Origin of the sequence: Pseudomonas sp. PSB11, assembly GCF_014596605.1 — a bacterium.
Lineage (GTDB): Bacteria > Pseudomonadota > Gammaproteobacteria > Pseudomonadales > Pseudomonadaceae > Aquipseudomonas > Aquipseudomonas umsongensis.
In genome coordinates this window covers 1-25,391 of sequence record NZ_NOIO01000039.1, presented here as the reverse complement: position 1 = coordinate 25,391, position 25,391 = coordinate 1, and the positions used below count along the sequence as shown (strand labels likewise).

At 63.0% G+C, this 25,391-nt stretch carries 20 protein-coding genes and 1 pseudogene; 15 read left to right on the top strand and 6 right to left on the bottom strand.

Going from position 1 to position 25,391, the window contains the following annotated elements:
- Positions 1–10 precede the first annotated feature (10 nt).
- From CGA21_RS28005 to CGA21_RS27975, 7 genes are all read left to right on the top strand, one after another.
- Positions 11–1,222: a thiolase family protein gene (locus CGA21_RS28005; protein ID WP_110755019.1), complete on the top strand. Its 1,212-nt coding sequence runs from the start codon at positions 11–13 to the stop codon at positions 1,220–1,222.
- A gap of 4 nt (positions 1,223–1,226) precedes the next feature.
- A complete protein-coding gene (locus tag CGA21_RS28000) occupies positions 1,227–2,177 on the top strand; it encodes an OB-fold domain-containing protein (protein ID WP_110755018.1) in 951 nt (316 codons plus the stop codon).
- Between the two features lie 426 nt (positions 2,178–2,603).
- The gene (locus tag CGA21_RS27995) at positions 2,604–3,590 is read left to right on the top strand and encodes a WD40/YVTN/BNR-like repeat-containing protein (RefSeq protein ID WP_188265530.1); all 987 of its coding nucleotides are present in this window, start codon (positions 2,604–2,606) and stop codon (positions 3,588–3,590) included.
- A 14-nt stretch (positions 3,591–3,604) separates the two neighbouring features.
- Positions 3,605–6,037 carry an efflux RND transporter permease subunit gene (locus CGA21_RS27990; protein ID WP_110755015.1) on the top strand — a complete coding sequence of 811 codons (2,433 nt, stop codon included), beginning with the start codon at positions 3,605–3,607 and terminating at the stop codon, positions 6,035–6,037.
- A 145-nt stretch (positions 6,038–6,182) separates the two neighbouring features.
- Positions 6,183–7,418, top strand: a complete 1,236-nt coding sequence (locus tag CGA21_RS27985; RefSeq protein ID WP_110755014.1) for a helix-turn-helix transcriptional regulator — start codon at positions 6,183–6,185, stop codon at positions 7,416–7,418.
- 251 nt (positions 7,419–7,669) lie between these two features.
- Positions 7,670–8,437, top strand: a complete 768-nt coding sequence (locus tag CGA21_RS27980; protein WP_188265529.1) for an SDR family oxidoreductase — start codon at positions 7,670–7,672, stop codon at positions 8,435–8,437.
- 11 nt (positions 8,438–8,448) lie between these two features.
- On the top strand, positions 8,449–9,282 hold the full coding sequence (locus CGA21_RS27975) for an SDR family NAD(P)-dependent oxidoreductase (RefSeq protein WP_188265528.1): 834 nt from the start codon (positions 8,449–8,451) through the stop codon (positions 9,280–9,282).
- Between the two features lie 832 nt (positions 9,283–10,114).
- Here CGA21_RS27975 and dmpG read toward each other — a convergent pair.
- The 4 genes from dmpG to CGA21_RS27955 form a co-directional block, all read right to left on the bottom strand.
- Complete coding sequence (gene dmpG / locus CGA21_RS27970; protein WP_188265527.1) at positions 10,115–11,143, bottom strand: 4-hydroxy-2-oxovalerate aldolase; 1,029 nt, start codon at positions 11,141–11,143, stop codon at positions 10,115–10,117.
- 10 nt (positions 11,144–11,153) lie between these two features.
- Positions 11,154–12,080 (bottom strand): acetaldehyde dehydrogenase (acetylating), encoded by a 927-nt coding sequence (locus CGA21_RS27965; protein ID WP_110755341.1) that lies wholly within the window; start codon positions 12,078–12,080, stop codon positions 11,154–11,156.
- 32 nt (positions 12,081–12,112) lie between these two features.
- Positions 12,113–12,904 carry a fumarylacetoacetate hydrolase family protein gene (locus CGA21_RS27960; RefSeq protein ID WP_188265526.1) on the bottom strand — a complete coding sequence of 264 codons (792 nt, stop codon included), beginning with the start codon at positions 12,902–12,904 and terminating at the stop codon, positions 12,113–12,115.
- Positions 12,905–12,990: 86 nt separating this feature from the next.
- Positions 12,991–13,764 (bottom strand): glucose 1-dehydrogenase, encoded by a 774-nt coding sequence (locus CGA21_RS27955; protein WP_188265525.1) that lies wholly within the window; start codon positions 13,762–13,764, stop codon positions 12,991–12,993.
- Positions 13,765–14,661: 897 nt separating this feature from the next.
- Between CGA21_RS27955 and CGA21_RS27950 the strand changes: the two genes are divergently transcribed.
- From CGA21_RS27950 to CGA21_RS27930, 5 genes are all read left to right on the top strand, one after another.
- Positions 14,662–15,849: an acyl-CoA dehydrogenase family protein gene (locus CGA21_RS27950; RefSeq protein WP_110755108.1), complete on the top strand. Its 1,188-nt coding sequence runs from the start codon at positions 14,662–14,664 to the stop codon at positions 15,847–15,849.
- Positions 15,850–15,927: 78 nt separating this feature from the next.
- Positions 15,928–16,950: a ferredoxin--NADP reductase gene (locus CGA21_RS27945; RefSeq protein WP_110755109.1), complete on the top strand. Its 1,023-nt coding sequence runs from the start codon at positions 15,928–15,930 to the stop codon at positions 16,948–16,950.
- A 31-nt stretch (positions 16,951–16,981) separates the two neighbouring features.
- Complete coding sequence (locus CGA21_RS27940; protein ID WP_188265524.1) at positions 16,982–18,598, top strand: FadD3 family acyl-CoA ligase; 1,617 nt, start codon at positions 16,982–16,984, stop codon at positions 18,596–18,598.
- Between the two features lie 95 nt (positions 18,599–18,693).
- A complete protein-coding gene (locus tag CGA21_RS27935; protein ID WP_188265523.1) occupies positions 18,694–20,340 on the top strand; it encodes a DUF1302 domain-containing protein in 1,647 nt (548 codons plus the stop codon).
- Positions 20,341–20,415: 75 nt separating this feature from the next.
- Positions 20,416–21,648 carry an NADH:flavin oxidoreductase gene (locus CGA21_RS27930; protein ID WP_110755111.1) on the top strand — a complete coding sequence of 411 codons (1,233 nt, stop codon included), beginning with the start codon at positions 20,416–20,418 and terminating at the stop codon, positions 21,646–21,648.
- Between the two features lie 79 nt (positions 21,649–21,727).
- Here the strand turns inward: CGA21_RS27930 and CGA21_RS27925 are convergent, their stop codons facing one another.
- The gene (locus tag CGA21_RS27925) at positions 21,728–22,561 is read right to left on the bottom strand and encodes an alpha/beta fold hydrolase (RefSeq protein WP_110755112.1); all 834 of its coding nucleotides are present in this window, start codon (positions 22,559–22,561) and stop codon (positions 21,728–21,730) included.
- 253 nt (positions 22,562–22,814) lie between these two features.
- Between CGA21_RS27925 and CGA21_RS27920 the strand changes: the two genes are divergently transcribed.
- Genes CGA21_RS27920 through CGA21_RS27910 form a run of 3 tightly spaced genes read left to right on the top strand, consistent with a single transcriptional unit; the run spans position 22,815 to position 24,972 of the window.
- Positions 22,815–23,549, top strand: a complete 735-nt coding sequence (locus CGA21_RS27920) for an SDR family NAD(P)-dependent oxidoreductase (RefSeq protein WP_188265522.1) — start codon at positions 22,815–22,817, stop codon at positions 23,547–23,549.
- A gap of 14 nt (positions 23,550–23,563) precedes the next feature.
- Entirely contained in the window at positions 23,564–24,337 is a 774-nt protein-coding gene (locus tag CGA21_RS27915; RefSeq protein WP_188265521.1) for an SDR family NAD(P)-dependent oxidoreductase, read from the top strand.
- Positions 24,337–24,972, top strand: a complete 636-nt coding sequence (locus CGA21_RS27910; protein ID WP_110755115.1) for a nuclear transport factor 2 family protein — start codon at positions 24,337–24,339, stop codon at positions 24,970–24,972. Before CGA21_RS27915 ends, CGA21_RS27910 begins: the two co-directional genes overlap by 1 nt.
- Before the next feature lie 68 nt (positions 24,973–25,040).
- Here the strand turns inward: CGA21_RS27910 and CGA21_RS30295 are convergent.
- Positions 25,041–25,169, bottom strand: a pseudogene (locus CGA21_RS30295) (outer membrane lipoprotein carrier protein LolA); the annotation flags it as partial.
- Positions 25,170–25,391 lie beyond the last annotated feature (222 nt).

The window sequence follows — 25,391 nt, the reverse complement described above, 5'->3', positions numbered from 1 at the left end:
TGGAGGCACTATGGGACTCAAAGGGCATGCGGCCATCGTCGGCAGCGCACAATACAAACCGGAAAAATATTCGACCGCGCCCAAGATGTTTCACCTCGAGCAAGTCGCCGACCTGGCGGCACAGGCCCTGCGCGATGCCGGTCTCAAGGCCTCGGACCTCGATGGGCTGGTGATCAACGGCCCGCACTTTCACGAGGCTTCGGTGTTCGTACCGGCGATGGCCGCCGAATACCTGGGCCTGCGACTGAACTTCGCCGAAGTGGTGGACCTGGGTGGATGCACCTCGGTAGGCATGGTCTGGCGCGCTGCCGCCGCCATCGAACTGGGGCTGTGCCAGGCCGTGCTGTGCGTCATTCCTGCGCGCATGGCGCCGCTGGGACCCGACGAAGATCCCGGCTGGATGGCCCGCTCCATGCGTTTCGGCGGACACAGCACCGCGTTTGGCGCGCCGGAAGCCGAGTTCGACCTGCCTTATGGGCACATGGGCCAGAACACCGGCTACGCGATGATCGCCCAGCGTTATGCCGCTCAGTACGACTACGACCAGCGGGCGATGGCCAAGATCGCCGTCGACCAGCGCACCAATGCCCTGGCCAACCCGCAAGCCATGTTCTATGGCCAGCCGTTGACCATCGAGCAGGTCCTGGCGAGTAAAATGGTCGCCGACCCTCTTCACGTCCTCGAGATCGTCATGCCGGTGGCCGGTGGCGCCGCGCTGATCATCACCAACAAGGAAGTGGCGGCACGGGCCCGCAAACGCCCGGCCTTCATTACCGGTTTTGGCGAGCACCTGGCATTCAAGTCGCCATCGTATGCCGAGGACATGCTGCGCACGCCGATTGGCCCGGCTTCCGAGCGGGCCTTTGCCATGGCGGGCCTCAAGCCCAAGGACGTCGATGCCGCACAGATATACGACTGCTACACCATCACCACTTTGCTGACCCTGGAAGACGCCGGTTTCTGTGGCAAGGGCGAGGGCATGGCCTTCGTGCGTGAACACGACCTGACCTGGCGTGGCGATTTCCCGATGAACACCCATGGCGGGCAACTCAGCTTCGGCCAGTCGGCCTCGGCCGGTGGCATGAGCCAGGTGATCGAGGCGGTGACGCAGATCGCCGGCGCGGCCGGCGAGCGCCAACTGGGGCGCTGCGACAGCGTCTACGTCTCCGGCACCGGCGGCGTGATGAGCGAGCAGGGCGCATTGATACTTCAGGGAGCATAAGCACATGTCCAACAACAAACCGATGCCGGTCGCGACGCAGATCTCCGCACCGTTCTGGGAGGGCCTGAAGGCTCGCCGCCTGTTGATCCAGCAATGCAATGCCTGTGCGCACTGGAATTTCTACCCGCGCCGGCATTGCCCGGTGTGCCTGGAACATGATTTGGCCTGGCGCGAAGTCGACGGCGCCGCGACGCTGTACAGCTACACGGTGACGCGCATTGCCACCTTGCCCGATTTCATGGATGAAATGCCGCAGAAACTGGCGGTGGTCGAGCTGGCCCAAGGGGTGCGCATCAACACCAACCTGGTGGGCCTCGAAGAAGACGAAATCCGCATCGGCATGGCCTTGCAGCCGGTGTTCGCCGAAGTCGATGCCAAGGGCAACCGCCTGCTGCGTTTCACCGGAGTGGACAAGGATGCGGCGAGCCTTGAGCCGCTGCCCGCGCAGGACAGCGAACCGGCGCCGGTGGCGTCGGAGCAACCGCCCGTGCGGCAGATTGACCTCAATGATGAAGCGGCCTTGCAGGCCCTGGTCAGCGATCAGTTCAGCGACTGGAGCAACGTGGTGGTGGTTGACCAGGCGCTGATCGACGCCTTCGCCCAGTTGTCGGGCGACGATTACTGGATCCATACCGATCCGGAACGCGCCCGCCTGCAAAGCCCGTTCGGCGGCACGATCGCCCACGGCGCGCTGGTGCAGGTGCTGCAGTCACGGATGAAACTGGCACTGGGCTTCGAAATCAGCGGTTTCACCACCCAGATCAACTACGGCTCCGATCGCCTGCGCTTCCCGGCGCCAGTACCGGCCGGCTCGCGCATCCATTCGCGGGCGCGGGTGAAAAAGGTCGATCTGTCGGCCCGTGGCACCCAGCTGACCCTGGAACTCACCACCCACGTGGTGGGCCAGGACCGGCCATCGGTGATCAACGACCTGGTCATCCTGTACCTCGCCTGACACCGCGACGCCTGGTTCCTGTAGGAGCCAGGCTTGCCGGCGAAGATCGATGACGCGGAACAACAGATATACCGCGGCGCCTGGTTCCTTGTAGGAGCCAGGCTTGCCGGCGAAAAACGATGACGCGGTGCGACAGGTACATCGCAGCGCCTGCTTCGCGGGCAAGCCTCGCGCCTACAGACAAACAATGATTTCGCGGTGCGCCGGTTGCACCGCGTCACCCGTTCGCGATCTCCCTGCGGTCCTGTGCCATTTGCGCCAATCCATAAGCCATTTGGACGATGTGTGACCCACCCCTTGCGCCGACTATTGCCCAAGAGGCAACGCCCGATTCGGTTGCCTCGCATGCCCTGGCGCCTGACAAGAACAAGAGGATTGGCCTATGACTTGCCCTATGCACGCGTGCCCCGAACAGGAGCGTTGCTCATGCGCTCTGTGATCGGCTACCTGGTCTGCCTGGTGGTCGCCCTGACCATCGGCTACACCTTTTCCCCAAAATCCCCACCGCAGGCCGAACGGTTGGCCACACGCCCGGACCGGGTGCAGATCAACGGCCTGCTCAACCTTGGCTCGCGCGTGGTCGCCGTGGGCGAGCGCGGCAGCATCCTGCTCAGCGACGACCAGGGCGTCAGCTGGCAGCCCGCCAGTGTCGCCCCGCAACGCGATGCCACCTTGACTGCCTTGGTGGCGCTGGACCCGCAGCGCTTGCTGGCGGTGGGGCATGACGGCTTGATCCTGCGTTCCACGGACGCTGGCAGCCATTGGCAGGAAATCCGCTACGACAGCGATTTGGGCGAGCCATTACTGGGGATCTGGAGCAGCGGTGGCGACAACGTCATGGCGTTCGGCAGCTTTGGCAAGTTCTATCAATCTTCCGATGCCGGACAGACCTGGACACCGCAGGTCCTGGACATCGACAGCGCACACCTCAACAGCATGGCCGGTGGCGATGATGGCCGGCGCATGCTGGTGGGCGAACAGGGCCTGGTCCTGCGCACGGCTGATGGCGGCCAGCATTGGCAAACCTTGCCGGCGTTCTACAGCGGTTCGCTGTTCGGCATCGTGCGCCTGAGCGCGAATAATTGGGTGACTTATGGCATGCGCGGGCATGTGTACGTCAGCCACGACTTCGGCGACAGCTGGACCCAGATCGACGTGGGTAATCAACTGCCGCTGTACGGCCATGTACTGCTGCCCGATCACTCGGGCCTGGTGATCGTCGGCGCCGGCAGCTCGGTGGTGCGCCTGGATGCACAGGGTGCACTGGTAGGTGTCGCGCGGCTGGCCGGGCTCGGTACGTTGACCTCGGCGACGATGGTGGGCTCGCGCCTGCTGGTGGGTGGCGAGCGTGGGGTATTGCAGGGTTCAGGTGGCAGCGTTGCTGCCCTAGTGGCCACACAGGCCACCCAGTAAATGAGAGGCAGGCAATGAATCAAGGTAAACACTGGGTGACGCGTTGCGTCGAAACGTGCGCGGACTACCTGATGGCCTGGCGCAAGGGACTGCTGTTGCTGTTTGTCCTGGTGACGCTGGGCCTGGGCTATAGCGCAACCCACACGCAACTGGACCCGGGCTTCAACAAACAGATCCCGGTGCGTCATGAGTACATGGTCAACTTTCTCAAGTTCAGCCGTTACTTCACCGGCGCCAACCGTTTCCTGGTCAGCGTGCGCTGGAAAGGCGAGGGCGATATCTACAATGCCGAGTACCTGGAGACCCTGCGCAAAGTCACCGACGACGTGTTTTTCATTTCCGGAGTCAGCCGTCCCAGCGTGACGTCGCTGTTTACCGCCAACGTGCGCTATATCGAAATTACCGAGGAAGGCTTCTTCGGCGACGTGGTGGTACCACCGCGCTTCAGTGGCACCCCTGAGGACCTGGCGCAGGTGCGCAGCAACACCGCGGCTTCCGGACAGGTCGGCCGCCTGGTGGCCAACGACCTGAAGTCGGCCATGGTTCGTGCCGACTTGCAGGACACTGACCCCAAGACCGGCCAGCCGGTATCCTATGTCGACATCGCCAAGCGCCTGGAAGAAGTTCGCGGCAAGTACAACAGCCCTGACATCGAGATCAACATTGTCGGCTTCGCCAAACTGGTGGGCGACGTGGTCGAGGGCCTGAATACGGTGATCGGCTTCTTTGTCGTCGCGTTCGTGATCACCGGGTTGCTGCTGTGGCTGTACTCGCGTTCCCTGCGCCTGACCGTGGTGGCGCTGCTGGTAGCGTTGCTGCCGGTGGTCTGGCTGCTGGGGTTGTTGCCGCTGTTGGGGTTAGGCATCGATCCGATGTCGATCCTGGTGCCGTTTTTGATCTTCTCCATCGGCGTATCCCATGCGGTGCAGATGACCAATGCCTGGAAGCAGGACGTGCTGGCCGGCAGCAGTTCCAGGGAGGCGGCGCGCCTGGCGTTCTGCAAGATCTTCATCCCCGGCTCCCTGGCCTTGCTGATGAACGCCTTGGGGTTCGCGGTGATCATGATGATCGATATCCCCATCGTCCACGAACTGGGGGTAACGGCCTGCATCGGCGTGATGCTGATGATCATCACCAACAAACTCATGCTGCCGGTGATCATTTCCTACCTGCGCCTGGAACCGGCGCTGTTGCGCCGGGCGCAGGCGCGGCCGGCGGGCAGGCATCGCCTGTGGTGGCGCCTGTCGGCGCTTGCCGAACCGGGACCGGCCCTCGGGGTGTTTGCCGTCAGCCTGTTGCTCCTGGCAGCCGGGGCCTGGAAGGCTCGCGACCTGGCGGTAGGCGACATCGGCGCGGGCGCGCCGGAACTGCGGGCCGATTCACGCTACAACCAGGACAACGCCAAGATCATCAACAGCTACTCCATCGGTCTTGATGTGTTGTCGGTGTTCGTCCAGGTCAAGGGCGTCGACGAAGGCTGCCTTTCACCCACGGTGATGCGTGCGGTGGAAGCCTTCGATTTTCGTATGCGCACCGTCACAAGCGTGCAGTCGATCCAGAGCGTGGCGGATATGGGCAAACGGGTGATCGCCGGCAATAACGAAGGCAATCCGCGCTGGGCGGCGATCCCGGGCTCGCCCCGAGGCCTGAGCCAGGGCGCACGGGCCTATATGCCGGATGACGGGCTGGTCACCGACGGCTGCCAACAGATGCAGATCCTGGTGTTCCTCGCTAACCACGAAGGCAGCACCGTCAGCCATGTGATCAGTGAGGCCAACCGCATCATTGCCGAAGTCAGCTCGCCGCAAGTCGAATTCCTCCTGGCCGGTGGCAACGTCGGGGTGATGGCAGCCTCCAACGAGGCGGTCAAGCGCGCCGAAGTCATCATGCTGGGGGCACTATTCGGATCGGTGGCGTTGTTTTGCTGGCTGACCTTCTTGTCGATCCGCGCGGTGCTGTGCATTCTGGTGCCGCTGGCGATTGTTGCGATCCTGTGCAACGCGCTGATGACCCTGCTTGGGATCGGCCTGAAGGTTGCCACCTTGCCGGTGATGGCGCTGGGAGTAGGGGTGGGCGTCGACTACGGGATTTACCTGTACGAGCGTATCCAGCATGAAATGCTGCGCGGTGCCAATCTGCGGGAGGCGTTCTACGAGGCCATGTGCCAACGGGGTACGGCCGCGGTGTTCACGGCTGTGACCATGTCCATCGGGGTCTGCACCTGGGCGTTCGCACCGTTGAAGTTCCAGGCCGACATGGGCGTGCTGCTGTCGTTCATGTTCCTGGTCAACGTGCTGGGGGCGATTTTCCTCCTGCCGGCGCTGGCGGCCTGGTTCAATCGCGGGCGACCGCTGGTCACCGCACGGGTACGCCAACCGGTACCGGCACACGGGCAGTACCGCTTGAAAAACAGCCCGGCTGCGCGTGATACCGCGCACGAAAAATAATCCTGCCGGACCTATTGTGGAGTCCGCAGGCGCTGGTGAAACTGGCGGGCAAGTAGCAGTCGAGAGAGGGGAGCCCTGGCTCCCCAGCCGAAATTATAAAAATAACAAGGGAAGGGCACAGTCCTTACCCGAGCGAGAAAAGACTATGCAAAATGGTGACTTGACCCATGAAGCCCTGGCCAGCCTTGGCCTGGACCTTACGCGCTACAACCAGTTGGTGGGCGAGATCTATGAGGGCGCCCTCGATCCAAAACTGATGGCCACGGCGCTCAGGAGCTTTCTCAAACTCTACGATGCCAACTTCGTCACGCTGATCCTGCGGGTGCCGGATCAACCCGATACCGGCGTGATGATCATCGTGGGCGAGATCGAAGGTGCCGGTGATGTCTGTTACATGACCTACCCGCAAACCAATTCACCTTTCGCCAATCAGCCGCTGGACCATGTATTCACCGTGGACGACATCATGAGCTCCACGCAGTGGGAGCAGAACGGCTACTTCAAGATGTTCTGCGAGCCCCATGACGTATACCACCTGATGTGTGCCGACATTTCCACGCCGGACGGCGGCAAACTGCGTTTTCGCATGACCCGCCCTAAACGGGCAGCCAATTTCTCTGCCCATGAACGCGCGGTGTGCGCCAGTTTCCTGCCTCACCTGCGGCGTGCCTCGCAGTTGCATAACCTGCTGGACCGCAGTGAATCGCTGAGCGAGTTGTACTCCCAGGCCATCAGCCGGCTATCGGTGGCGACCCTGGTGCTCGACGAGAGCGGCAGCGTGCTGCAGATCAACCCGGTGGCCCAGGAAATCCTCGCCCGTTCCGACGGCTTGAAACTGGTGGGCGGGCGCCTGGAGGCGACTTACCCCAGCGACAACCGCGAGCTGCAACGCTTGATTCGCGCCGCGTTTTCCCCGGATGCTCCAAAAGACGCCGAGGCCATGTCAGTGACCCGTCCTTCCGGACTGGTCGCCCTCGGTGTAGTGGTTGAATCGATACGGTCCCTGGACTGGGCCGAGGAGAAGGGCCAGCCTGCAGCGCTGGTGTACATCCGCGATGCGTCGAGTAAATCCCTGGCCAGCGAGGTGGTGACCAAGCAGTTGTTCAACCTGACCAAGGCCGAAACCGCCCTGGCCATGGAACTGGCCAACGGCCTGTCCCTGGAAGAAGCTGCAGAGGTCCTGAATATCCGGCGCAATACCGCGCGGGCGCATTTGCGCTCGATATTCTCCAAGACCGGTGTGCGGCGCCAGACCGAGCTGGTGCGCATCCTGCTCAACAGCGTGGTGGCTTTGGGCAAACCCAGGCTTGGGTTGAAAGTGACGGAAAAAATCAAAGTGCCGCCGCTGCAACTGGCCGTGCCGATTTATCGCCAGGCCTGAACCTGAAGGGCTGCAGGAGCCCGCGTCATCGTTGTAGGAGCCAGACGCTGCGGTGTACCTGTTGTACCGCGTTATCGTTCTTCGCCGGCAAGCCTGGCTCCTACGGGCGAGCCAGACACTGCGGTGTATCGGTCACACCACGGCGCCCGGATTTACTTCTTGTTTCAACACTTCAATTTTTAGTCCGCACGGACGATGCCGTCCCGTGATCGCCCTGTCGATACTGGGCGGACCCATCACGGAGAACCACTATGCCAATAACAGCCATCACCGGCAGCGCCTCGGGAATCGGTGCCGCCGTATCCGCCGCGCTGCGCGCCGCCGGGCACCAGGTTATCGGGATCGATCGCAGCAACGCCGAAGTGATCGCCGACCTGTCCACTGCCCAGGGGCGTGACGCGGCCATCACCCAAGTGCTTGAGCTCAGCGGCGGCGTTCTCGACGGGCTGATCTGCTGCGCCGGGGTCGGTGTCACGGCGCCGACCTGCGGCCTGATTCCGGCGGTCAACTACTTCGGCGTCAGCCAATTGCTCGATGGCTTGCAAGGTGCGCTTGCCAAGGGCCAGCAACCGGCGGCACTGGTGATCGGCTCGGTGGCGGCGACTCATTCAGGCGTCGACGGTCAGGCGATGGTTGAAGCGATGATTGCAGGCGATGAAGTCCAGGCGCTGGAACTGGCCAATACCCTCGGTCAGCCTCATGTCGCCTATGCGGCCTCCAAATACGCGATCAGCCGTCATGCTCGTAGCCTGGCCGTAAGCTGGGGCAAGCAGGGCATGCGTTTGAACGTGGTGGCGCCGGGTGCGGTGGAAACCCCGCTGCACCAGGCGTCGCTGGATGATGCGCGCTTTGGCCAGGCAACCCGCGATTTTGTCGCACCCCTGGGCCGCTCCAGTAGCCCTGATGAGATCGCTGCAGTGGTGGTCTTCCTGCAATCGTCGCAAGCCTCCTTCGTCCATGGCAGCGTAGTATTTGTCGATGGCGGTATGGACGCCATGGTCCGCGCCCCGCGCTTCTGAAAGGAAATTGCATGAACAAGGTGGCATTCATCACCGGCGCCAGCCGTGGTATCGGTCGCGAGGCGGCGCTGGCGTTCGCCCGCGCCGGTTTCGACCTGGCGATCAGCGCCCGTACCCTCAACGAGGGCGAACAACATGAACATGCCCTGCGCGACGCTGCCGGAGCGCCGCTGGCTGGCAGCCTCAACGGCACTGCGCAGGCGTTGCGCGATCTAGGTTGTCGGGTGCTCGTCGTGCCCATGGACCTGCTCGACAGCGCTTCGGCCCTGGGCGCCTGCCGGGCGGTGCTGGCCGAGTACGGTCGCATTGACGTACTGATCAACAACGCGATCTACCAGGGCAGCGACCTCAACGCCGGGTTCATGGACCTGCAAGCCCAGACCCTGGAGCGGATGTTCCAGGGCTACATCCTCACCCCATTCCTGTTGACCCAGGCGGTGGCGGAACACATGGTGACGCGCGGTGGCGGGGTGGTGATCAATGTTACCTCCGGCGCCGGCGAAAGCGACCCACCGGTGGCGGCGGGCAAGGGCGGTTGGGGTTATGCCTACGGCGCGGGCAAGGCGGCGGTGTCGCGACTCTCCGGGGTAATGGCCACGGAATTGGGTGATCTCGGCGTTCGTGCCTACACCCTTAATCCAGGGGTGGTGACCACTGAAGCGCTCAAGGCGACCATCGGTGACAAGGGGTTGATCGCTTTGCGTTCCGGGAGTGCGCCGCCGCATGTGCCGGCGGCGGTGATGTTGTGGCTGGCTACTGCTGAGCAGGCACCAGGGTTTCAGCGTCGGACGATTGCTGCGCAGCCGTTTGCGTTGGAGCATGGGATTGTTGCTGATTGGCGTTAGGCCAGTGATCGACTGTTTTTTTTCGTGTACATATCCATTCCTGCGGTAACGGCCACCTAGGGTTTCGCTCTTACAGCGAGTCACTTGGAAAAACGGAACGCCGCCCGGCCCTAAGTAACCAAGGGCTCTTGCCCCTGGCGTTCGGTGCCTCGCTAATGCTCGGCATGCCCTCGCTCCGGTCCTGCTCCGTGGGCCCGCCGCGATGGGCCATCCTTGGCCCAGCGCGGCTAAACCGGCATCCATGCCGGTTTACCCACTGCGCAGAACCGGAACGAAGCCTCTCGATGGGGCAAGAAAATCAAAAGCCAGATCAAGATCAAACGCGAAAGCGAGGCGGCCTTAAAGCCGACCTGATTTCAGGTCTGCCTGCTATCTCATTGTGGGAGCGAGCCTGCTCGCGAAAAATCTCCAGGCAACGCGTTCATCCAGACTGGGCACGTTATCGTTGACGTCCTTCGCGAGCAGGCTCGCTCCCACAGGGGATTAGGGTTACCGCAAAAGTCAGGTCGGCTTTAAGGCCGCCTCGCTTTTGTTTTTGATCTGGGGGCGCCCCGTTAACCACGATGGCCGAACGCAGGCATTGCGCAGTGGGTAAACCGGCAGGACGCCGGTTTAGCCGCGCTGGGCCAGGGATGGCCCATCGCGGCGACCCACGGAGCAATGCCTTCGTTCTGGCATGCCGAGCCTTAGCGAGGCACCGAGTGGTGGGGCAAGAGCGCTTTGGTTACTTTCGCGCTTTTCGAAAGTGACTCGCTGTAAGAGCGAAACCCTAGGTGGCCGTTACCGCAGCAACGGATATGTACACCTGAAAAAAATCGCGTAACACAAAGCCTTACCCCAGCCGCCGCAGACGAGCAAGTGTCATGGCAGTGTCCTCGATCATATCCTCCTGCCCACCAACCATCCCACGCCGTCCCATCTCAACGAGAATTTCCCGTGCCGACACGCCGTACTTCTTCTCGGCACGTTTGGCGAACAGCAGGAACGAGCCATAGACCCCGGCGTAACCCATGGTCAGGGCATCGCGGTCGCTGCGGATCGGGAAGTCCATGATCGGTACCACCAGGTCCTCGGCCACGTCCTGGATGCCGAACACACTGACGCCGGTGTCGATACCCATGCGATCACACACCGCCACCAGCACTTCCATCGGCGTGTTGCCCGCGCCGGCACCGAGTCCTGCGCAGGCGGCGTCGATGCGGTTGGCCCCGGCGGCAATCGCGGCGATGGAGTTGGACACCCCCATCGACAGATTGTGGTGGCCATGAAAGCCAATCTCGGTCTCAGGCTTGAGGGCCGCGCGCATCGCCGCCACGCGAGCACTGACGTCGTGGGGCAGCAGATAGCCTGCCGAATCAGTCAGGTAGATGCAGTTGGCGCCGTAGCTTTCCATCAGCAAGCCCTGCTTGACCAGGCCTTCCGGGCTGTTCATGTGGGCCATCATCAGGAAACCGACGGTGTCCATGCCAAGGTGGCGGGCGTGGGAGATGTGCTGTTCGCTGACATCAGCCTCGGTGCAATGGGTGGCTACGCGAATGGTGTTGACCCCCAGCTCATGGGCCATTTTCAAATGATCGACGGTGCCGATGCCAGGCAGCAGGAGGGCTGAGACTTTGGCCTTTTTCATCAATGGGATCACTGCCGACAGATACTCTTCGTCGGTGTGGGCCGGGAAGCCGTAGTTCACCGAGCTGCCGCCCAGACCGTCGCCGTGGGTGACTTCGATCAGCGGCACACCGGCCGCGTCGAGGCCGCAGGCGATGTCTTTCATTTGTTGCAGGCTGATCTGGTGGCGCTTGGGGTGCATGCCGTCGCGCAGGCACATGTCGTGAACGGTGATGCTTTTGCCGCGAAGATCCATGGTCGACTCCTTATGCGTGAGCGGTTTGGGCAGTAGCGGTGAGTACCAGCTCGCCCTTGAGGATTTCCTCGGCGAACATCTCGGCGGTGCGTGCCGCGGCGGCAGTCATGATGTCCAGGTTGCCGGCGTACTTGGGCAGGTAGTCCCCCAGGCCTTCGACTTCCATGAAAATCGACACCCGATTGCCGTCGAACACCGGGCCGTTGACCAGCTTGTAGCCGGGCACGTAGCGCTGTACTTGCTCGATCATGGCCTCGATGGCGGCGGTGATCGCCGGCTGGTCGGGTTCGCTCGCGGTCAGGCAATGCACGGTGTCGCGCATGATCAGCGGCGGCTCGGCGGGGTTGATGATGATGATCGCCTTGCCTTTTTTCGCGCCGCCGACCTTTTCCACGGCGCTGGCGGTGGTGCGGGTGAACTCGTCGATGTTTTTGCGGGTGCCGGGGCCGACCGACTTGGACGCGGCGGTGGCAATGATTTCGGCGTATTCCACCGGCTGCACGCTGGACACTGCCGCCACCAGCGGAATGGTGGCCTGGCCGCCGCAGGTGACCATGTTGACGTTCATCACACCCAGGCCAAGTTGAGACTTGAGGTTGACCGGTGGCACGCAATACGGGCCGATGGCCGCCGGTGTCAGGTCGATCATCAACACGCCCAGGGCATTGAGCTTGCGCGAGTTCTGGGCGTGGACATAGGCCGACGTGGCGTCGAAGGCGATCTGGATCTGGTCTTCGAGTACATGCGGGAGCAATCCGTCCACGCCGTCTGCGGTGGTTTTAAGGCCCAGCTCGCGTGCTCGTGCCAGACCTTCGGAGGTGGCGTCGATGCCCACCATCCACACCGGTTCCAGCACTTCGCTGCGCATCAGTTTGTACAGCAGATCGGTGCCGATGTTGCCCGGCCCGATCAGCGCGCATTTGATCTTTTTACTCATGGTTTCTTGGCTCCTGAAGAGGGAAGGGCGATTCACGGGACAAAGCGCAGGCTGGCTTCGCCCAGGCCGGTCATGGACAGGCTGATATGGTCACCGGCGATCACCGGCACCAGCGGCGCCAGGGCACCGGAAAGAATGATTTCGCCACGGCGGAACGGGATGCCCAGCTCGCCCAGGGTATTGGCCAGCCAGGCCACAGCCGCGCAAGGATGGCCTTGCACCGCCGAGCCCAGGCCCGAGCCCGCCGGTTGGCCGTTTTTGCTCATTTGCATGTGCACCGCGGCCAGGTCCAGCGAGCGTGGGTCGATGCGCTGGGAGCCGAGGGCGAACACGCCGCACGAGGCGTTGTCGGCCACGGTGTCCTGGATGCGGATCTGCCAGTCGTCGATACGCGAGTCGACGATCTCGAAGCACGGCACGACCCATTGGCTGGCGGCCAGCACGTCCTCGGCAAGGATGCCCGGGCCTTGCAAATCTTCGCCGAGAATAAAGGCGATTTCGCCTTCGGCCCGGGGCTGTATCAGGTTGTAACGGGCCAGGCTGACGTCGCTGCCGTCCTCGACCTGCATGGCGTTGGTGAGGAAACCGAAGTCCGGTTGATGGACATCGAGCATTTCCTGCACGGCACGGCTGGTGACGCCGATTTTCTTGCCGACCACGTGCTCGCCGAGGGCTTCACGGCGCTGCAGGAATTGCAGGGAAATCCCGTAGGCCTGCTCCAGGGTGATCTGCGGATAGCGTTGGGTCAGGGGCGCCAGCGTCTGGCGGTTGCGCAGCGCGTTGAACAGCTCGTCACCAAGCGCGTTGATCAAATGGGTGTCCATGGCGAGGGGCTCCAGTTGGATCGGAAGTAGGATGAAAAGAAAAAAGCCCGCCCCAACATCGACAGGGGCGGGCCCAAAGGAGTCGTTCAGCCAGGCCAGACCGACGAGTCGGCACCGCCATCGACATCGATGATCTTGCCGGTCACCCAGGCCGAGGCAGGGCTGGCCAGGTACAACGCGGCGGCGGCGATGTCCTGCGGGGTGCCCAGGCATTTGAGCGGGGTGTTGTTTTCCATGACCTGGCGCATGGCGGCAGGCATCACGCCGTTAAGTGCCTCGGTCAGGGTGGGGCCGGGGGCGACGGCGTTGACCCGGATCTGCGGGGCGAAGTCCTGGGCCAGCAGACGGGTCAGATGGCTGAGGGCCGCCTTGGCCGCACCGTAGGCGCTGAAATGGCGCTGGGCATAACGCGCCGCCACTGAGCTGATATTGATGATGTTGCCGCCCCCGGCCTCGCGCATCAGCGGTACGCACAGCTGGCAGAAGGCGTAGGTGGTGGCGACGTTGAAGTTCAGTACCTGGGCGAACTGCTCGGGTGTCATGCTCAGCGGATCATTGGGACCGCCACCGCCGACGTTGTTCACCAGATGAGTGATCCGGCCCATGTGCTCGACGCTTTGGCGCACCAGTGCCTGGCGTTGCTCGGCATCGTTGACGTCGCAGGCGAAGGCCAGGGCGCGCCGACCGAGGGCGCGAATTTCCTCGGCCACGGCCTGCACTTCGTCCAGCGAACGTGCCGAGCACACCACATCGGCGCCGGCTTCGGCATACGCCAGGGCAATCGCCCGACCGATACCGCGGCCGCTGCCAGTGACGATGGCGACGCTGCCGTCCATTTGGAAACGCTGCAAAATACTCATGGGCCCTTGCTCCGTGGGGTCGATTTCGGATGGGTTTACTATCGCTGCGGTGATCGGGTGGGGCATCGTCTCAACGGACTAGCGGGGGCTGGATGAGGTGGGTTGGTGTACATATCCGTTTCTTCGGTAACGGCCACCTATGGTTTCGCTCCTACGGGGCCCGCCGCGCTGGGCCATCCCTGGCCCAGCGCGGCTAAACCGGCATCCATGCCGGTTTACCCACTGCGCAGAACCGGAACGAAGCCTCTCGATGGGGCAAGAAAATCAAAAGCCAAAGCAAGGCGAGGCGGCCTTAACGCCGACCTGATCGGGAGCCGTACGCGTTCTCCCTGTGTGATCGTTCCCACGCTCTGCGTGGGAATGCCGCCAGGGACGCTCCGCGTTCCGATGACGACGCATGACGTGAGCCGTGCGCAACGGTGACGCGGAGCGTGGGAACGATCAGGTCGGGGGTTACCGGAAAAGTCAGGTCGGCTTTAAGGCCGCCTCGCTTTTGTTTTTGATCTGGGTCGCCCCGTTAAACCACGCTGGCCGAACGCAGGCATTGCGCAGTGGGTAAACCGGCAGGACGCCGGTTTAGCCGCGCTGGGCCATGGATGGCCCATCGCGGCGACCCACGGAGCAATGCCTTCGTTCTGGCATGCCGAGCCTTAGCGAGGCACCGAGTGGTGGGGCAAGAGCGCTTTGGTTACTTTCGCGCTTTTCGAAAGTGACTCGCCGTAAGGGCGAAACCATAAGTAGCCGTTACCGCAGCAACGGATATGTACCCCGTAAATATCCCAGTAGGCTGTCAGCCCACGCACCCCTAGTCCGCTTTGACGATGAATGATTCCCCGCTCAATCCGATGATCCATCACAACTGGCGCAGTGGCGCAGTGAGATCGGGAGAATTGAGTGATGCACAGCATGCGAGAAAAAACCCAGGACGAACGAGATCTGCTTGAGCGGGCACGCAGCCTGGTGCCGGCACTCAAGGCACGCACGGCGCAGGCCGACAAGGACTTGAAGGTGCCGGTGGAGAGCGTCGTCGAGTTGCAGTCCGCCGGCTTGCTGCGGGCCTTGCAGCCAAGGGCGTTCGGCGGTTATGAAGTGGACCCGCGCACCTTCTTCGAGATCCAGACCATCCTCGCCGAAGGGTGCATGTCCACAGCCTGGATCTACGGCGTGATGGGCGTTCACCCCTGGCAACTGGCGCGTTACCCGATCGAGGCGCAGCGCGAAGTCTGGGCCGATGACCACAGCGCGCTGATCTGCTCGACCTATATGCCGGCGGCCAAGGTCACGGTGGTCGAGGGCGGTTACCGCATCAGCGGGCGCTGGGGTTTCTCCAGTGGCAGCGAGCACTGCCAATGGGTGTTCCTGGGCGGCATCCTGCCACCCGATGGCGAGATGGCCGCCGAGCACGGAACCTTCCTGCTGCCGCGTCACGACTATCAGATCGAACACAACTGGGACGTGATGGGCCTGCGCGGCACCGGCAGCCATGACATCGTGGTCGAAGATGTATTCGTCCCGGCCCATCGTGTGCAACGCACCAACAATTGGACCCTCGAAGCGACACCCGGGCGCCTGGTCAACACCAACCCGATCTACGCGATCCCGTTCGCCCAGGTGTTCTCCCGCGCCGTCTCGACCTCGGCCATCGGCGCCCTGCAGGGCGCGATCAACGAGTTCCGCGACAATGCCGCCAAGCACATCGGCAAGCACGGCGCCCGTACCGCTGAGGACCCGGTGGCACAGACCGCCGTGGCCGAAGCGATGGTCACCGTCGATAGCCTGCGCCTGGTGCTGGAGCGCAACTACGAGCACCTGATGACCCTGGCACGTGCCGGCGAATACCCGGACACCGAGACCCGTCTGTTGTATCGCTACCAGTCGGCCTATGTGACCAACATCTGCGCCGAACGCGCCAACGATCTGCTGCGCAGCATGGCCGCTTCGGGTCTGTACAACACCAACCCGGTGGCGCGGCTGTTCCGCGACCTGCACCAGGCGCGCGGACACATCGCCAACAACTACATGGCCTACGGGCGCAGCTACGGCGCGGTGATGCTCGGCCTGCCCAACCCGGACCCTTACGTCTGAGGCGACAGAGCCTGTTTCGCCCCCTTGGGTTTCCACCTGTCCGTGATCCACGGCCAGGTGGTCATGAGTACCTGACCTATGAACAATTATCTTGCCCTGCGCGTGGCGCGCGTGATCGAGGAAACCGCCGATGCGCGATCCCTGGTGTTCGACGTGCCCGAGCATCTAAGCGAACGTTTTCGCTATCAACCCGGCCAATTCCTGACCTTGCGCGTCCCTTTCGAGGACGGTTGGCTGCCCCGATGTTACTCATTGTCCAGCACGCCGTTGCTGGATGAGCCATTGCGAGTAACGGTCAAGCGCGTGCACGAGGGACGCGCGTCGAACTGGTTGTGCGGCGAGTTGCAGGCCGGGCAGAACCTCGAGGTGCTGCCACCGGCCGGGGTGTTCGTGCCACGCAGCCTCGACTGCGACTTGCTGCTGTTCGGGGGCGGCAGCGGCGTGACCCCGGTGCTGTCGATCCTGCGTTCGGCGTTGCTCGCCGGAACCGGCCGGGTCCTGCTGATCTATGCCAACCGCGATGAGTCCTCAGTGATTTTCAAGGACGAACTCAGAAGCCTGGCCAGCGCTCATCCGCAACGCCTGCAAATCGTCCATTGGCTCGATTCGGTGCAGGGCATCCCGAGCGTCGGCCAACTGGCCGAGCTGGCGCGGTCGTTTATCGATGCCCAGGCGTTCATTTGTGGTCCGGGTCCGTTCATGGACGCGGCGGTCAGTGCGCTCAAAAGCCTCGGCATGCCGGATCGCCGGGTGCACGTCGAACGCTTCGTCTCGCTGCCCGGCGAAGGTGAATTGCCGCAGGTTACCAGCAGCGAGGCGGCCGTGGCCGCGCAGTTGGCAGTGCGCCTGGATGGCGAGGATCACCAGCTGGCCTGTGACAGCGGCGAAACCGTGTTGGCTGCCATGGAGCGCGCCGGCCTGAACCCGCCCAGCGCCTGTCGTGTCGGTGGCTGCGCCTCGTGCATGTGCACCCTGGAAAGCGGCGAGGTCGAACTGCTGCACAACGATGCATTGGACGCGGGCGATCTGGCCGAAGGCTGGATCCTAGCCTGCCAGGCGGTGCCCACCAGCGCACAACTGCGTATCCGCTTTCCCGATTGATGCCCTCCATGATGCCAAGCACGAGCCCACGATGAATCAGAGCCTGAACCTTGCCGCGCCCCTGAGCGCTGCCCCTGTCACCCTTGCCCAGTTGGTCTTCAGCAGTGCCGAACGTTTTGCCGGGCGCACGGTCATTGAAGAGCACGGCCAATGCATCGACTACGCCGATCTGCCCGATCGCGTCATGGGCTTCGCCCGGGGCTTGATGGCCCTGGGTATCCAGGCCGGTGACCGGGTTGGCGTCTGGGCGCCAAACAGTGGCGACTGGATCCTCGCGGCGCTGGGCATTCAGTGCGCCGGGGCGGTGCTGGTACCGATCAACACGCGCATGAAGGGCCTTGAGGCCGCGGATGTGCTGGAGCGCAGCGGTTGCCGGGTGTTGTTTGTCCAGCAGCGTTTTCTCGACGTCGACTACCCGGCGCTGCTCGCACCTCATCGGCCGGCCAGCCTCGAACACCTGGTGATCATCGATGGCGACACGCCGGAGCAGCCTTCGGACCTGACCCTTGCACAGTTCCTGCAGGGTGCCGCGACTATCGATGCCGGCAGCGCCAAGCGCCGTGCATTGGCGGTCGGCCCCGAGGCCATGTGCGACCTGTTGTTCACCTCCGGCACCACCGGCAAACCCAAGGGCGTCATGAGCGGCCATGGCCAGAACCTGCGGGCCTTCACCGAATACGTCAAGGTCCTCGGCCTGGTGCCAGAGGACCGCTACCTGATCGTCAATCCGTTCTTTCATGCCTTTGGCTACAAGGCCGGTTGGCTGACCTGCCTGATCGGCGGGGCGACCATCCTGCCCCATGCGGTGTTCGATGCCGAACAAGTGTTCCAGCGCATCGCCCGTGAGCGCATCAGCGTCCTGCCCGGTGCGCCGACCCTGTATCTCTCGCTGCTGGCCCACCCACAACTCAAGCAGACCGATCTGTCGAGCCTGCGAATCGCGGTGACCGGTTCGGCGAGCATCCCGCCGAGCCTGATCGAGCGCATGCGCACTGAGCTGGGGTTCGCCGTGGTGACCACCGCCTACGGCCTGACCGAGTGTGGCGGACTGGCGACCATCTGCGATCCGCAAGATTCGGCGCAGGTGATTGCCGGCACCAGCGGCCGGCCGATCGCCGGCACCGAAGTGAGCATCCGCGACCCGCACAACCAGGCGCTGGACGCAGGACAGACCGGTGAGATCTGCCTGCGTGGTTTTCACATCATGCAGGGCTATTTCCAGAACCCTGAAGCGACCCGCGAAGCCATCGACGCCGAAGGTTGGCTGCACACCGGCGATGTCGGGCGCCTGGATGGGGCGGGCAACCTGATCATCACCGATCGCTTGAAGGACATGTTCATCGTCGGCGGTTTCAACTGCTACCCGGCGGAAATCGAGGCAGCGCTGATCAGGCACCCGGCCATTGCCCAGGTGGCGGTGATCGGTGTCGCCGATGAACGCATGGGCGAAGTCGGGTGTGCCTGTGTGGTGCTGCGTGATGGACGAGAGCTCGACGAGGCGCAATTGATCGCCTGGAGCCGGGAACAGATGGCCAATTACAAGGTGCCGCGCCAGGTGCGCTTCCTCAGTGCCTTGCCATTGAACCCGTCGAGCAAGGTGGCGAAGAACGAACTGCGCGCGCTGGTGGCCAATAGCGCCCAGGCATGAGGCGCACTCATCTCACCAAACGGACGATGTGCGCGGCATCGGCTTTTTTCATGCTGTGGCGACACCAGAAAAAACAACAACAAAAGGAGAGGAGCATGTTCACGGGAAACACTGTCGCGCGCCATTCGGGAGAGTTGAGCGTTGGCCGCTGTCTGTTGGCAACGGCCATCACCATCGCCAGTGCCACGGCCAGCGCCGCACCGAGCATCGAACTGGGGGAAAATACCACCCTGGATTCGTCGCTGACGGTCAACTACACCGCCTCCATGCGTACCGCCAAGCAGGCGAGTCAGTACCTCAACGATCCGAACAACGACGACGGCACGCGCAACTTCAAGCGCGGCTCGTTGATCAATAACCGTCTGAGCCTGTTCGGCGAACTGCAGCTCAAGCACGACAACCTCGGAGCGGTGCTGCGCGGCAGCCAGTTCTACGACGATGTCTATAACCAGAAAAACGCCAACGATTCGCCACAGACGGTCAACAAGACCGGGCACAACGATGGGTTCAGCGACGAAACCCGCAGGCTCAGTGGCAGCATGGCGCGCCTGCTCGATGCGTATGTGTATGGCAACTTCGAGCTCGGCGAGACCCAGTACCTGTCGCTCAAGGCCGGGCGGCATCTGGTGGCCTGGGGCGAGAGCCTGTTCTGGCCCAACATCAGCCAGGGCCAGGCCCCGGTAGATGCGACCAAGTTCAACGTGCCGGGTACCGAGGCCAAGGACTCGTACTTGCCGGTAGGGCAGGTGTCCGGGTCGTGGTCGCTGAACGAAGACCTCGCGCTGGTGGGCTACTACCAGTACGAGTGGGAAAAGACCCAGCTCAATCCCGTGGGCGACTACTTCGGCAGCGATACCTTCGGTCCCGGTGCCGAGTTCTATCGCCTGGGCAGCGGGGTGGTCAACAGCCTGCCCAACGGCCTGGCGGTCGGTTATGCCGGTGAAAAAGACGCCAGCGACAGCGGTCAATGGGGCCTGGGCGTGCGCTACCGGATCACCGAGAACACCGAAGTGGGGCTGTTCCATTACCGCTATAACGAGCGCATCGGCTCGATGTTCTTCGACTTCACCGGCACCACCCAATACTCTTCGCTCAAGGGCATCGGGCACGACGGCACCGCGCCGTCCTATCGCCTGGGCTACTTCGAAGACGTCAAGCTGACAGGTGTCAGTTTCAGCTCCAAGGTCGGCGATTCGGTGCAGTACGCCGGTGACTTGAGCTACCGCGATGGTGCCTCGGTCTACCTCAACAACGGCGCGCCGACCACCGGGCAGATCTGGCAGGGCAACCTCAATGCCATGTACATCCTGGGGCCAAGCCTGCTCGCCCAGCAGACCACCTTCATGGGTGAGGTGGTGCATCAACACATCGACGGGGTCGACAGCCTGACGATCACCGGCGGCGGGGCCGGCGTGGACGGCGCCTTCGACCAGTTCCAATCGAAGACCCAGACCCGTGGCTCGACCCTGCTCGGTGTCGGCGCCTACATGGATTATCCCTCCATCGCCACCGGCCTGGACCTGAGCACCAAAGTGGTATGGACGCAGAACGTCGACGGCAGCGCCTATCAGGGCCTGGGCCGCGACGAGAAGCGCCTGACCGTGGGTGGCGACTTCAAGTACCTGGGCAACTTTCAGATCGGCATGACCTATGTCGCGTACCTGAGCTCGCCGGACGTTGCCCAGGGCCGACTGCTGGCTGACCGCGACTACCTGTCGCTCAACGCCAAGTACACCTTCTGATGATCATGGCTGCGTCGCCCGTCTGGCGACGCAGCCCTTCGTTTTTAGCCCGATAAAAATAAAGAGAGGCCTGTCATGAATCCTCGTCCGACCCCATCACCGTTCAGTCCGATCACCATTGGCCCACTGACCCTGAAAAACCGCTTTATCAAGTCCGCCACCAACGAGGGCATGAGTGCCCAGAGCGTGCCGTCCAAGCAACTGGTCAAGCTGCACTCCGCCCTGGCCGCTGGCGGCATCGCCCTGACTACCGTGGCCTACTGCGCGGTGAGCAGCGATGGTCGTACCTTGCCCAACCAGTTGACCCTGACCCAATCCAGCCTGCCACACTTCAAGGCCCTGACCGATGGTGTGCACCAGGCCGGTGGCCTGGCCAGCGCGCAGATTACCCATGGCGGTTGCTTTACCTTTATCCGCGAGCGCTCGACCAAGCGTCCGCTGTCGGCCAGCGGCGGTTTCAACAAGATAGGCCTGATGAGTGGCATGTTCCTCAAGCAGGCGATGAACGAATCCGACATGCAACAAGTGGTGCGCGACTTCGCGCAAGGCGCACGCCTGGCACGCCAGGCGGGATTCGATGCCGTGGAAATCCACATGGGCCACGGCTACCTGCTGAGCCAGTTCATTTCGCCGATGTACAACAAGCGCCGCGACCAGTACGGCGGCAGCCTGGAAAACCGCCTGCGCTTTCCGCGCCGGGTGCTGCGGGCGGTGCTGGATGCGGTCGGCCACGACATGGCGGTGATCTGCAAATACAGCGTCACCGAAGGTGTGCGCGCCGGTAACAGCGCCGAAGACGGGGCGAAGATCGCCCGCATGCTGGAAGAAGAGGGCGCGCACTTGCTGGTGCTCAGCGCGGGTATGAATGCCGAGTCGATCACCACTATGTTCGGTTCCTCGTTCCCCAAGGAAAACCGCGTGCAGCAGAAGAACAAGATCATTGCTTTGGCGATGGCCATCCAGCGGCGCAAGGAGCCGACGGTGGAATTCCGTGAGCTGTATTTGCTTGAGCATGCGCGCAAGGTGCGTGCGGCGGTGAAAATGCCGTTGGCTTATCTGGGCGGTGCCAAGAGCCTGGCGAGTATCGAAAAGATCATGGCCGAGGGCTTTGACCTGGTCGCCATGGGCCGGGTGTTGCTGGCCGAAAATGACTACATCAACAAACTCGAAAGTGGCGCCAGCCGCGACTCGATCTGCACCGCCTGCAATCGCTGCGTAGCGATGATGTACACCCCGGGTGGCACGTCTTGCGTACTCGGCCAGCCCGGTGACGCGATATTGAACAGCCAGAAGGCGGCAGATCGCTAACAACCCAGGCAACCAGTACACCACAAACCCTGTGGGATCGCCGCACCGCCGCTCCCACAGGTTTTGTGGTGCTTGTCGATCAGCCGTTCTGCAGGAAATCGATGCAGCTGCGGTTGAACAGTTCGCGGTGTTCCACCTGGACCCAATGCCCGCAGCGGTTGAGCACAATGAAGCGGGCGTTCGGCGCGCCGTCGATGATGCGCTGGGCGCCACTGACCGGGTTGAAGTGATCGTTGGTGCCCCAGAAGCCGAGGATCGGGCACTGAATGTCACCCAGCTGCGCTTCCATGTTCGGCACCATCATCGTACTGAACAGGTTCTTCGGTTGCGTCACCGCCACCGCCACGCGTTCTTGCAGCAGGCTTTCCGGCAGGATCGAGTCATCGAACAGCTGCAGGCGCATCATGCTGCGCATCTCCTCCATGCCGATGGGGCCGGCGCTGAACAGGCTGACCATGCGCACGATGCCTTCCATCTTGAAGTAGGTTTCCCGCTCCTCGACACCGCCCGGTGCCAGCAGGATCAGGCTGTGGACCAGTTGCGGCAGGCGCAGGGCCAGTCCCAGGGCGATCGCGCCACCCAGCGAATTACCCAGCAGCGTGCAACGTCGCACACCGACCGACTCCAGGAACGCCGCCACGCAATCGACGAAGAACTCAAGGTTGTACTGCACGTCCTCGGGTTTGTCCGAGCGGCCGAACCCTGGCAGGTCGAGCACCAGGTTGCGATAGCCCGCGGCGACGAATTGCGGGTAGTTGCCCTTGAAGTTGCTGAAGCCACTGGCACCTGGCCCGCTGCCGTGCAGCCACAGCACCACGGGGCCTGCGCCCTCATCCAGATAGTGCAGGCGCAGGCCGTTGGGCAGGGTCGCGTAATGGCCGACGGGCAGGGGCAGGTCTACGGGTTGGTTCATGGGGTTCTCCATTGTCTGCGGATTCATGAGGCACAGCCGCGCCAGGCGCTGCAGCGGATCGAAGGGGAAACAGCGCCTGGCGAGGTGCGCGCTTGGCGAATGCTGGGCGTAGACGGGGGTGTTCACATCGTCCGTTCAGACCACGTGGCGCTAGTCCCATCGGACGATGTGTGCCCGGGGCCTTGCCGCTAATCATGCAAGTGACGGCTCCATTGCAGCGGGCCGCAGCGTATTCGCAGACTTGGAGATTGCTATGAAGTTACTCAATAAAGTCGCCTTCGTGACCGGCGCCGCGCAGGGCATGGGCCAGGCCATCGTGCGCGGTTTTGTCGCCGAAGGCGCCAAGGTGGTGGCTGTCGACCTGAACCAGGCAGCCCTGGCCGAGAGCCTGGCCGACCTGGGTGAGAAAGTACTGGCCCTGGCCTGCAACGTCGGTGACGGCGCCTCCGTGGCCGATGCCATGGGCCAGGCCGAGCAGCACTTCGGCGGCCTCGACATCCTGGTCAACAACGCGGGTGTGGGCGCGCTGGACAGCTTCCTCGAAACCCCGGACGAAAGCTGGGCGCGGGTGATCGGCGTGAACCTGGGCGGTACCTTCCTGTGCTGCCGCGAGGGCGCCAAGCTGATGGTCAAGGGTGGGCGCAAAGGGGCCATCATCAACCTCTCCAGCACCGCCGCACTGACCGGCGACGGCCCAAGCCACTACTGCGCGTCGAAAGCCGGGGTGATGGGCCTGACCCGTTCGATCGCCCGTGAACTGGCCTCCAGTGGCATACGCGTCAATACCCTGGTGCCGGGGCCGACCAACACACCGATGATGGCCGGCATCCCTGACGACTACATGCAGGCGCTGCTGAAAAACGTGCCTCTGGGCCGTATGTGCGAGACCGACGAGATTGCCCGGGTCGCGGTGTTCCTGGCCAGCGAAGATGCCAGTTTCATGACCGGGCAGAACATCGCCGTCAACGGCGGCATGGCCTTTATCTGATCAGGGAGTCACCCATGAGCAAGCGTCTACAAGGAAAAATTGCCTTCGTCACCGGTGCCGGTTCCGGCATCGGCGAAGCCACCGCATTGCGGTTCGCCGAAGAGGGCGCCACGGTGGTGCTGTGCGGACGGCGCATCGAGCCGCTGCAGGGCGTGCAGGAAAAAATCATTGCCCAGGGTGGGCAGGCGGAGATTGCTGTAGCCGATGTCAGCGATGAACAGGCCTACGTCGGCGCGCTGCAAGCCACCGCGCAACGTCACGGGCGCCTGGACATCCTGGTCAACAATGCGATGGCCTACACATGGGGCGGCATCGACACCATGACCACCGCCGACTGGCACGCCAACTTCGCCACCACTGTGGACGGCACCTTCTGGGGCACTCGCACCGCGATGCAATTGATGAAAGCGCAGGGCGGCGGTTCGATCGTCAACATTGCTTCGATCTGCGGCCTGTTCGGTACGGCGTGGATGGCCGGTTACTCGGCGGCCAAGGCAGCGGTGATCAACTTCAGTCGCGCGGCGGCCAGTGAAGGTGCACCGAACAACGTCCGCTGCAACGTGATCATTCCCGGCGTGGTCGACACCCCGGCCACGGCCGGCATGCTGGCCGATGCCAAGACCCGCAGCAACACGGAAAAAGTCATCCCGATGAAACGGGTCGGCCTGCCGGTGGAGCTGGCCAACGCCATTGTGTTCCTGGCCAGCGACGAGGCGTCGTATGTCACCGGCGCGAGCCTGGCGGTGGACGGCGGACGCGGTTCGGACCTGTACACGGTGCTCGACTGATGAACCAGGACAACGACAGCTTGCTTGAGCGCATCGACCGTCTGGAGTCGCTGGACGCGATCCGCCAACTGGCCGGCAAGTACGCCCTGGCCCTGGACATGCGCGACATGGACGCCATGGCCAACTGCTTCGCCCCGGACGTGCGGGTGGGCCGCGACAAGAGCGGCCGCGCGCACCTCAAGGCGTGGCTGGACGAAACCATGCGCAAGCAGTTCCACGGCACCTCCCACCACCTGGGGCAACACATCATCGAGTTCAGCGATGCCGATCACGCCACCGGCGTGGTCTATTCGAAGAACGAACATGAGACCGGTCCGGAGTGGGTGATCATGCAGATGCTGTACTGGGACGACTACGAGCGGGTCGACGGGCGCTGGTGCTTCCGTCGCCGCTTGCCGTGCTACTGGTACGCGAGCGACCTGAACAAACCGCCGATCGGCGGCCTGAAAATGCGCTGGCCAGGGCGCGAACCCTACGCCGGTACCTTCCACGAGCTGTTTCCGTCCTGGGATGCCTTCTGGGCGCAACGCCCGGACAAAGACGCCTTGCCACAGATCGCCGAACCGGCGCCGTTGGAGGGGTTTCTTGCCAATCTGCGCCGGGGGGCGGGTGATCCGAAGATTCGGGTGCGTTGAAAACCGTGGTGGGACTGGATTGGGTGCATATCCGTTGCTGCGGTGACGGCCACCTAGGGTTCTGCCCTTACTGTAGGAGCGAGCATGCTCGCGATGAACCTGAGAGCGCCGAGGGGTGTCAGGTGCCCAGCGTCATCGTTGACGACCATCGCGAGCATGCTCGCTCCTACAATGGGTCGCCGCGCTGGGCCATCCATGGCCCAGCGTGGCTAAACCGGCATCCATGACGGTTTAGCCACTGCGCAGAACCTCCACTCGGCCTCTCGATATAGGTTGTCCGTTCCTTTCCTCCTCCATACTTCGGTGTCTGGAAGTCAGTTTTGATCAGGGAAGGAACATGCACCTGTGGGCTACGAATATGCCTCTCAAGCACGTGATGATTACCCCCTCACTTTCGAGCCCCCAGGTGCGCTTGCGCC

What these genes read in the sequence shown, in the direction of transcription:
- CGA21_RS28005 (WP_110755019.1), top strand. Translation starts at nt 11, where the DNA reads ATGGGACTCAAAGGGCATGCGGCCATCGTCGGCAGCGCACAATACAAA.
- CGA21_RS28000 (WP_110755018.1), top strand. Translation starts at nt 1,227, where the DNA reads ATGTCCAACAACAAACCGATGCCGGTCGCGACGCAGATCTCCGCACCG.
- CGA21_RS27995 (WP_188265530.1), top strand. Translation starts at nt 2,604, where the DNA reads ATGCGCTCTGTGATCGGCTACCTGGTCTGCCTGGTGGTCGCCCTGACC.
- CGA21_RS27990 (WP_110755015.1), top strand. Translation starts at nt 3,605, where the DNA reads ATGAATCAAGGTAAACACTGGGTGACGCGTTGCGTCGAAACGTGCGCG.
- CGA21_RS27985 (WP_110755014.1), top strand. Translation starts at nt 6,183, where the DNA reads ATGCAAAATGGTGACTTGACCCATGAAGCCCTGGCCAGCCTTGGCCTG.
- CGA21_RS27980 (WP_188265529.1), top strand. Translation starts at nt 7,670, where the DNA reads ATGCCAATAACAGCCATCACCGGCAGCGCCTCGGGAATCGGTGCCGCC.
- CGA21_RS27975 (WP_188265528.1), top strand. Translation starts at nt 8,449, where the DNA reads ATGAACAAGGTGGCATTCATCACCGGCGCCAGCCGTGGTATCGGTCGC.
- dmpG (WP_188265527.1), bottom strand. Translation starts at nt 11,143, where the DNA reads ATGGATCTTCGCGGCAAAAGCATCACCGTTCACGACATGTGCCTGCGC.
- CGA21_RS27965 (WP_110755341.1), bottom strand. Translation starts at nt 12,080, where the DNA reads ATGAGTAAAAAGATCAAATGCGCGCTGATCGGGCCGGGCAACATCGGC.
- CGA21_RS27960 (WP_188265526.1), bottom strand. Translation starts at nt 12,904, where the DNA reads ATGGACACCCATTTGATCAACGCGCTTGGTGACGAGCTGTTCAACGCG.
- CGA21_RS27955 (WP_188265525.1), bottom strand. Translation starts at nt 13,764, where the DNA reads ATGAGTATTTTGCAGCGTTTCCAAATGGACGGCAGCGTCGCCATCGTC.
- CGA21_RS27950 (WP_110755108.1), top strand. Translation starts at nt 14,662, where the DNA reads ATGCACAGCATGCGAGAAAAAACCCAGGACGAACGAGATCTGCTTGAG.
- CGA21_RS27945 (WP_110755109.1), top strand. Translation starts at nt 15,928, where the DNA reads ATGAACAATTATCTTGCCCTGCGCGTGGCGCGCGTGATCGAGGAAACC.
- CGA21_RS27940 (WP_188265524.1), top strand. Translation starts at nt 16,982, where the DNA reads ATGAATCAGAGCCTGAACCTTGCCGCGCCCCTGAGCGCTGCCCCTGTC.
- CGA21_RS27935 (WP_188265523.1), top strand. Translation starts at nt 18,694, where the DNA reads ATGTTCACGGGAAACACTGTCGCGCGCCATTCGGGAGAGTTGAGCGTT.
- CGA21_RS27930 (WP_110755111.1), top strand. Translation starts at nt 20,416, where the DNA reads ATGAATCCTCGTCCGACCCCATCACCGTTCAGTCCGATCACCATTGGC.
- CGA21_RS27925 (WP_110755112.1), bottom strand. Translation starts at nt 22,561, where the DNA reads ATGAACCAACCCGTAGACCTGCCCCTGCCCGTCGGCCATTACGCGACC.
- CGA21_RS27920 (WP_188265522.1), top strand. Translation starts at nt 22,815, where the DNA reads ATGAAGTTACTCAATAAAGTCGCCTTCGTGACCGGCGCCGCGCAGGGC.
- CGA21_RS27915 (WP_188265521.1), top strand. Translation starts at nt 23,564, where the DNA reads ATGAGCAAGCGTCTACAAGGAAAAATTGCCTTCGTCACCGGTGCCGGT.
- CGA21_RS27910 (WP_110755115.1), top strand. Translation starts at nt 24,337, where the DNA reads ATGAACCAGGACAACGACAGCTTGCTTGAGCGCATCGACCGTCTGGAG.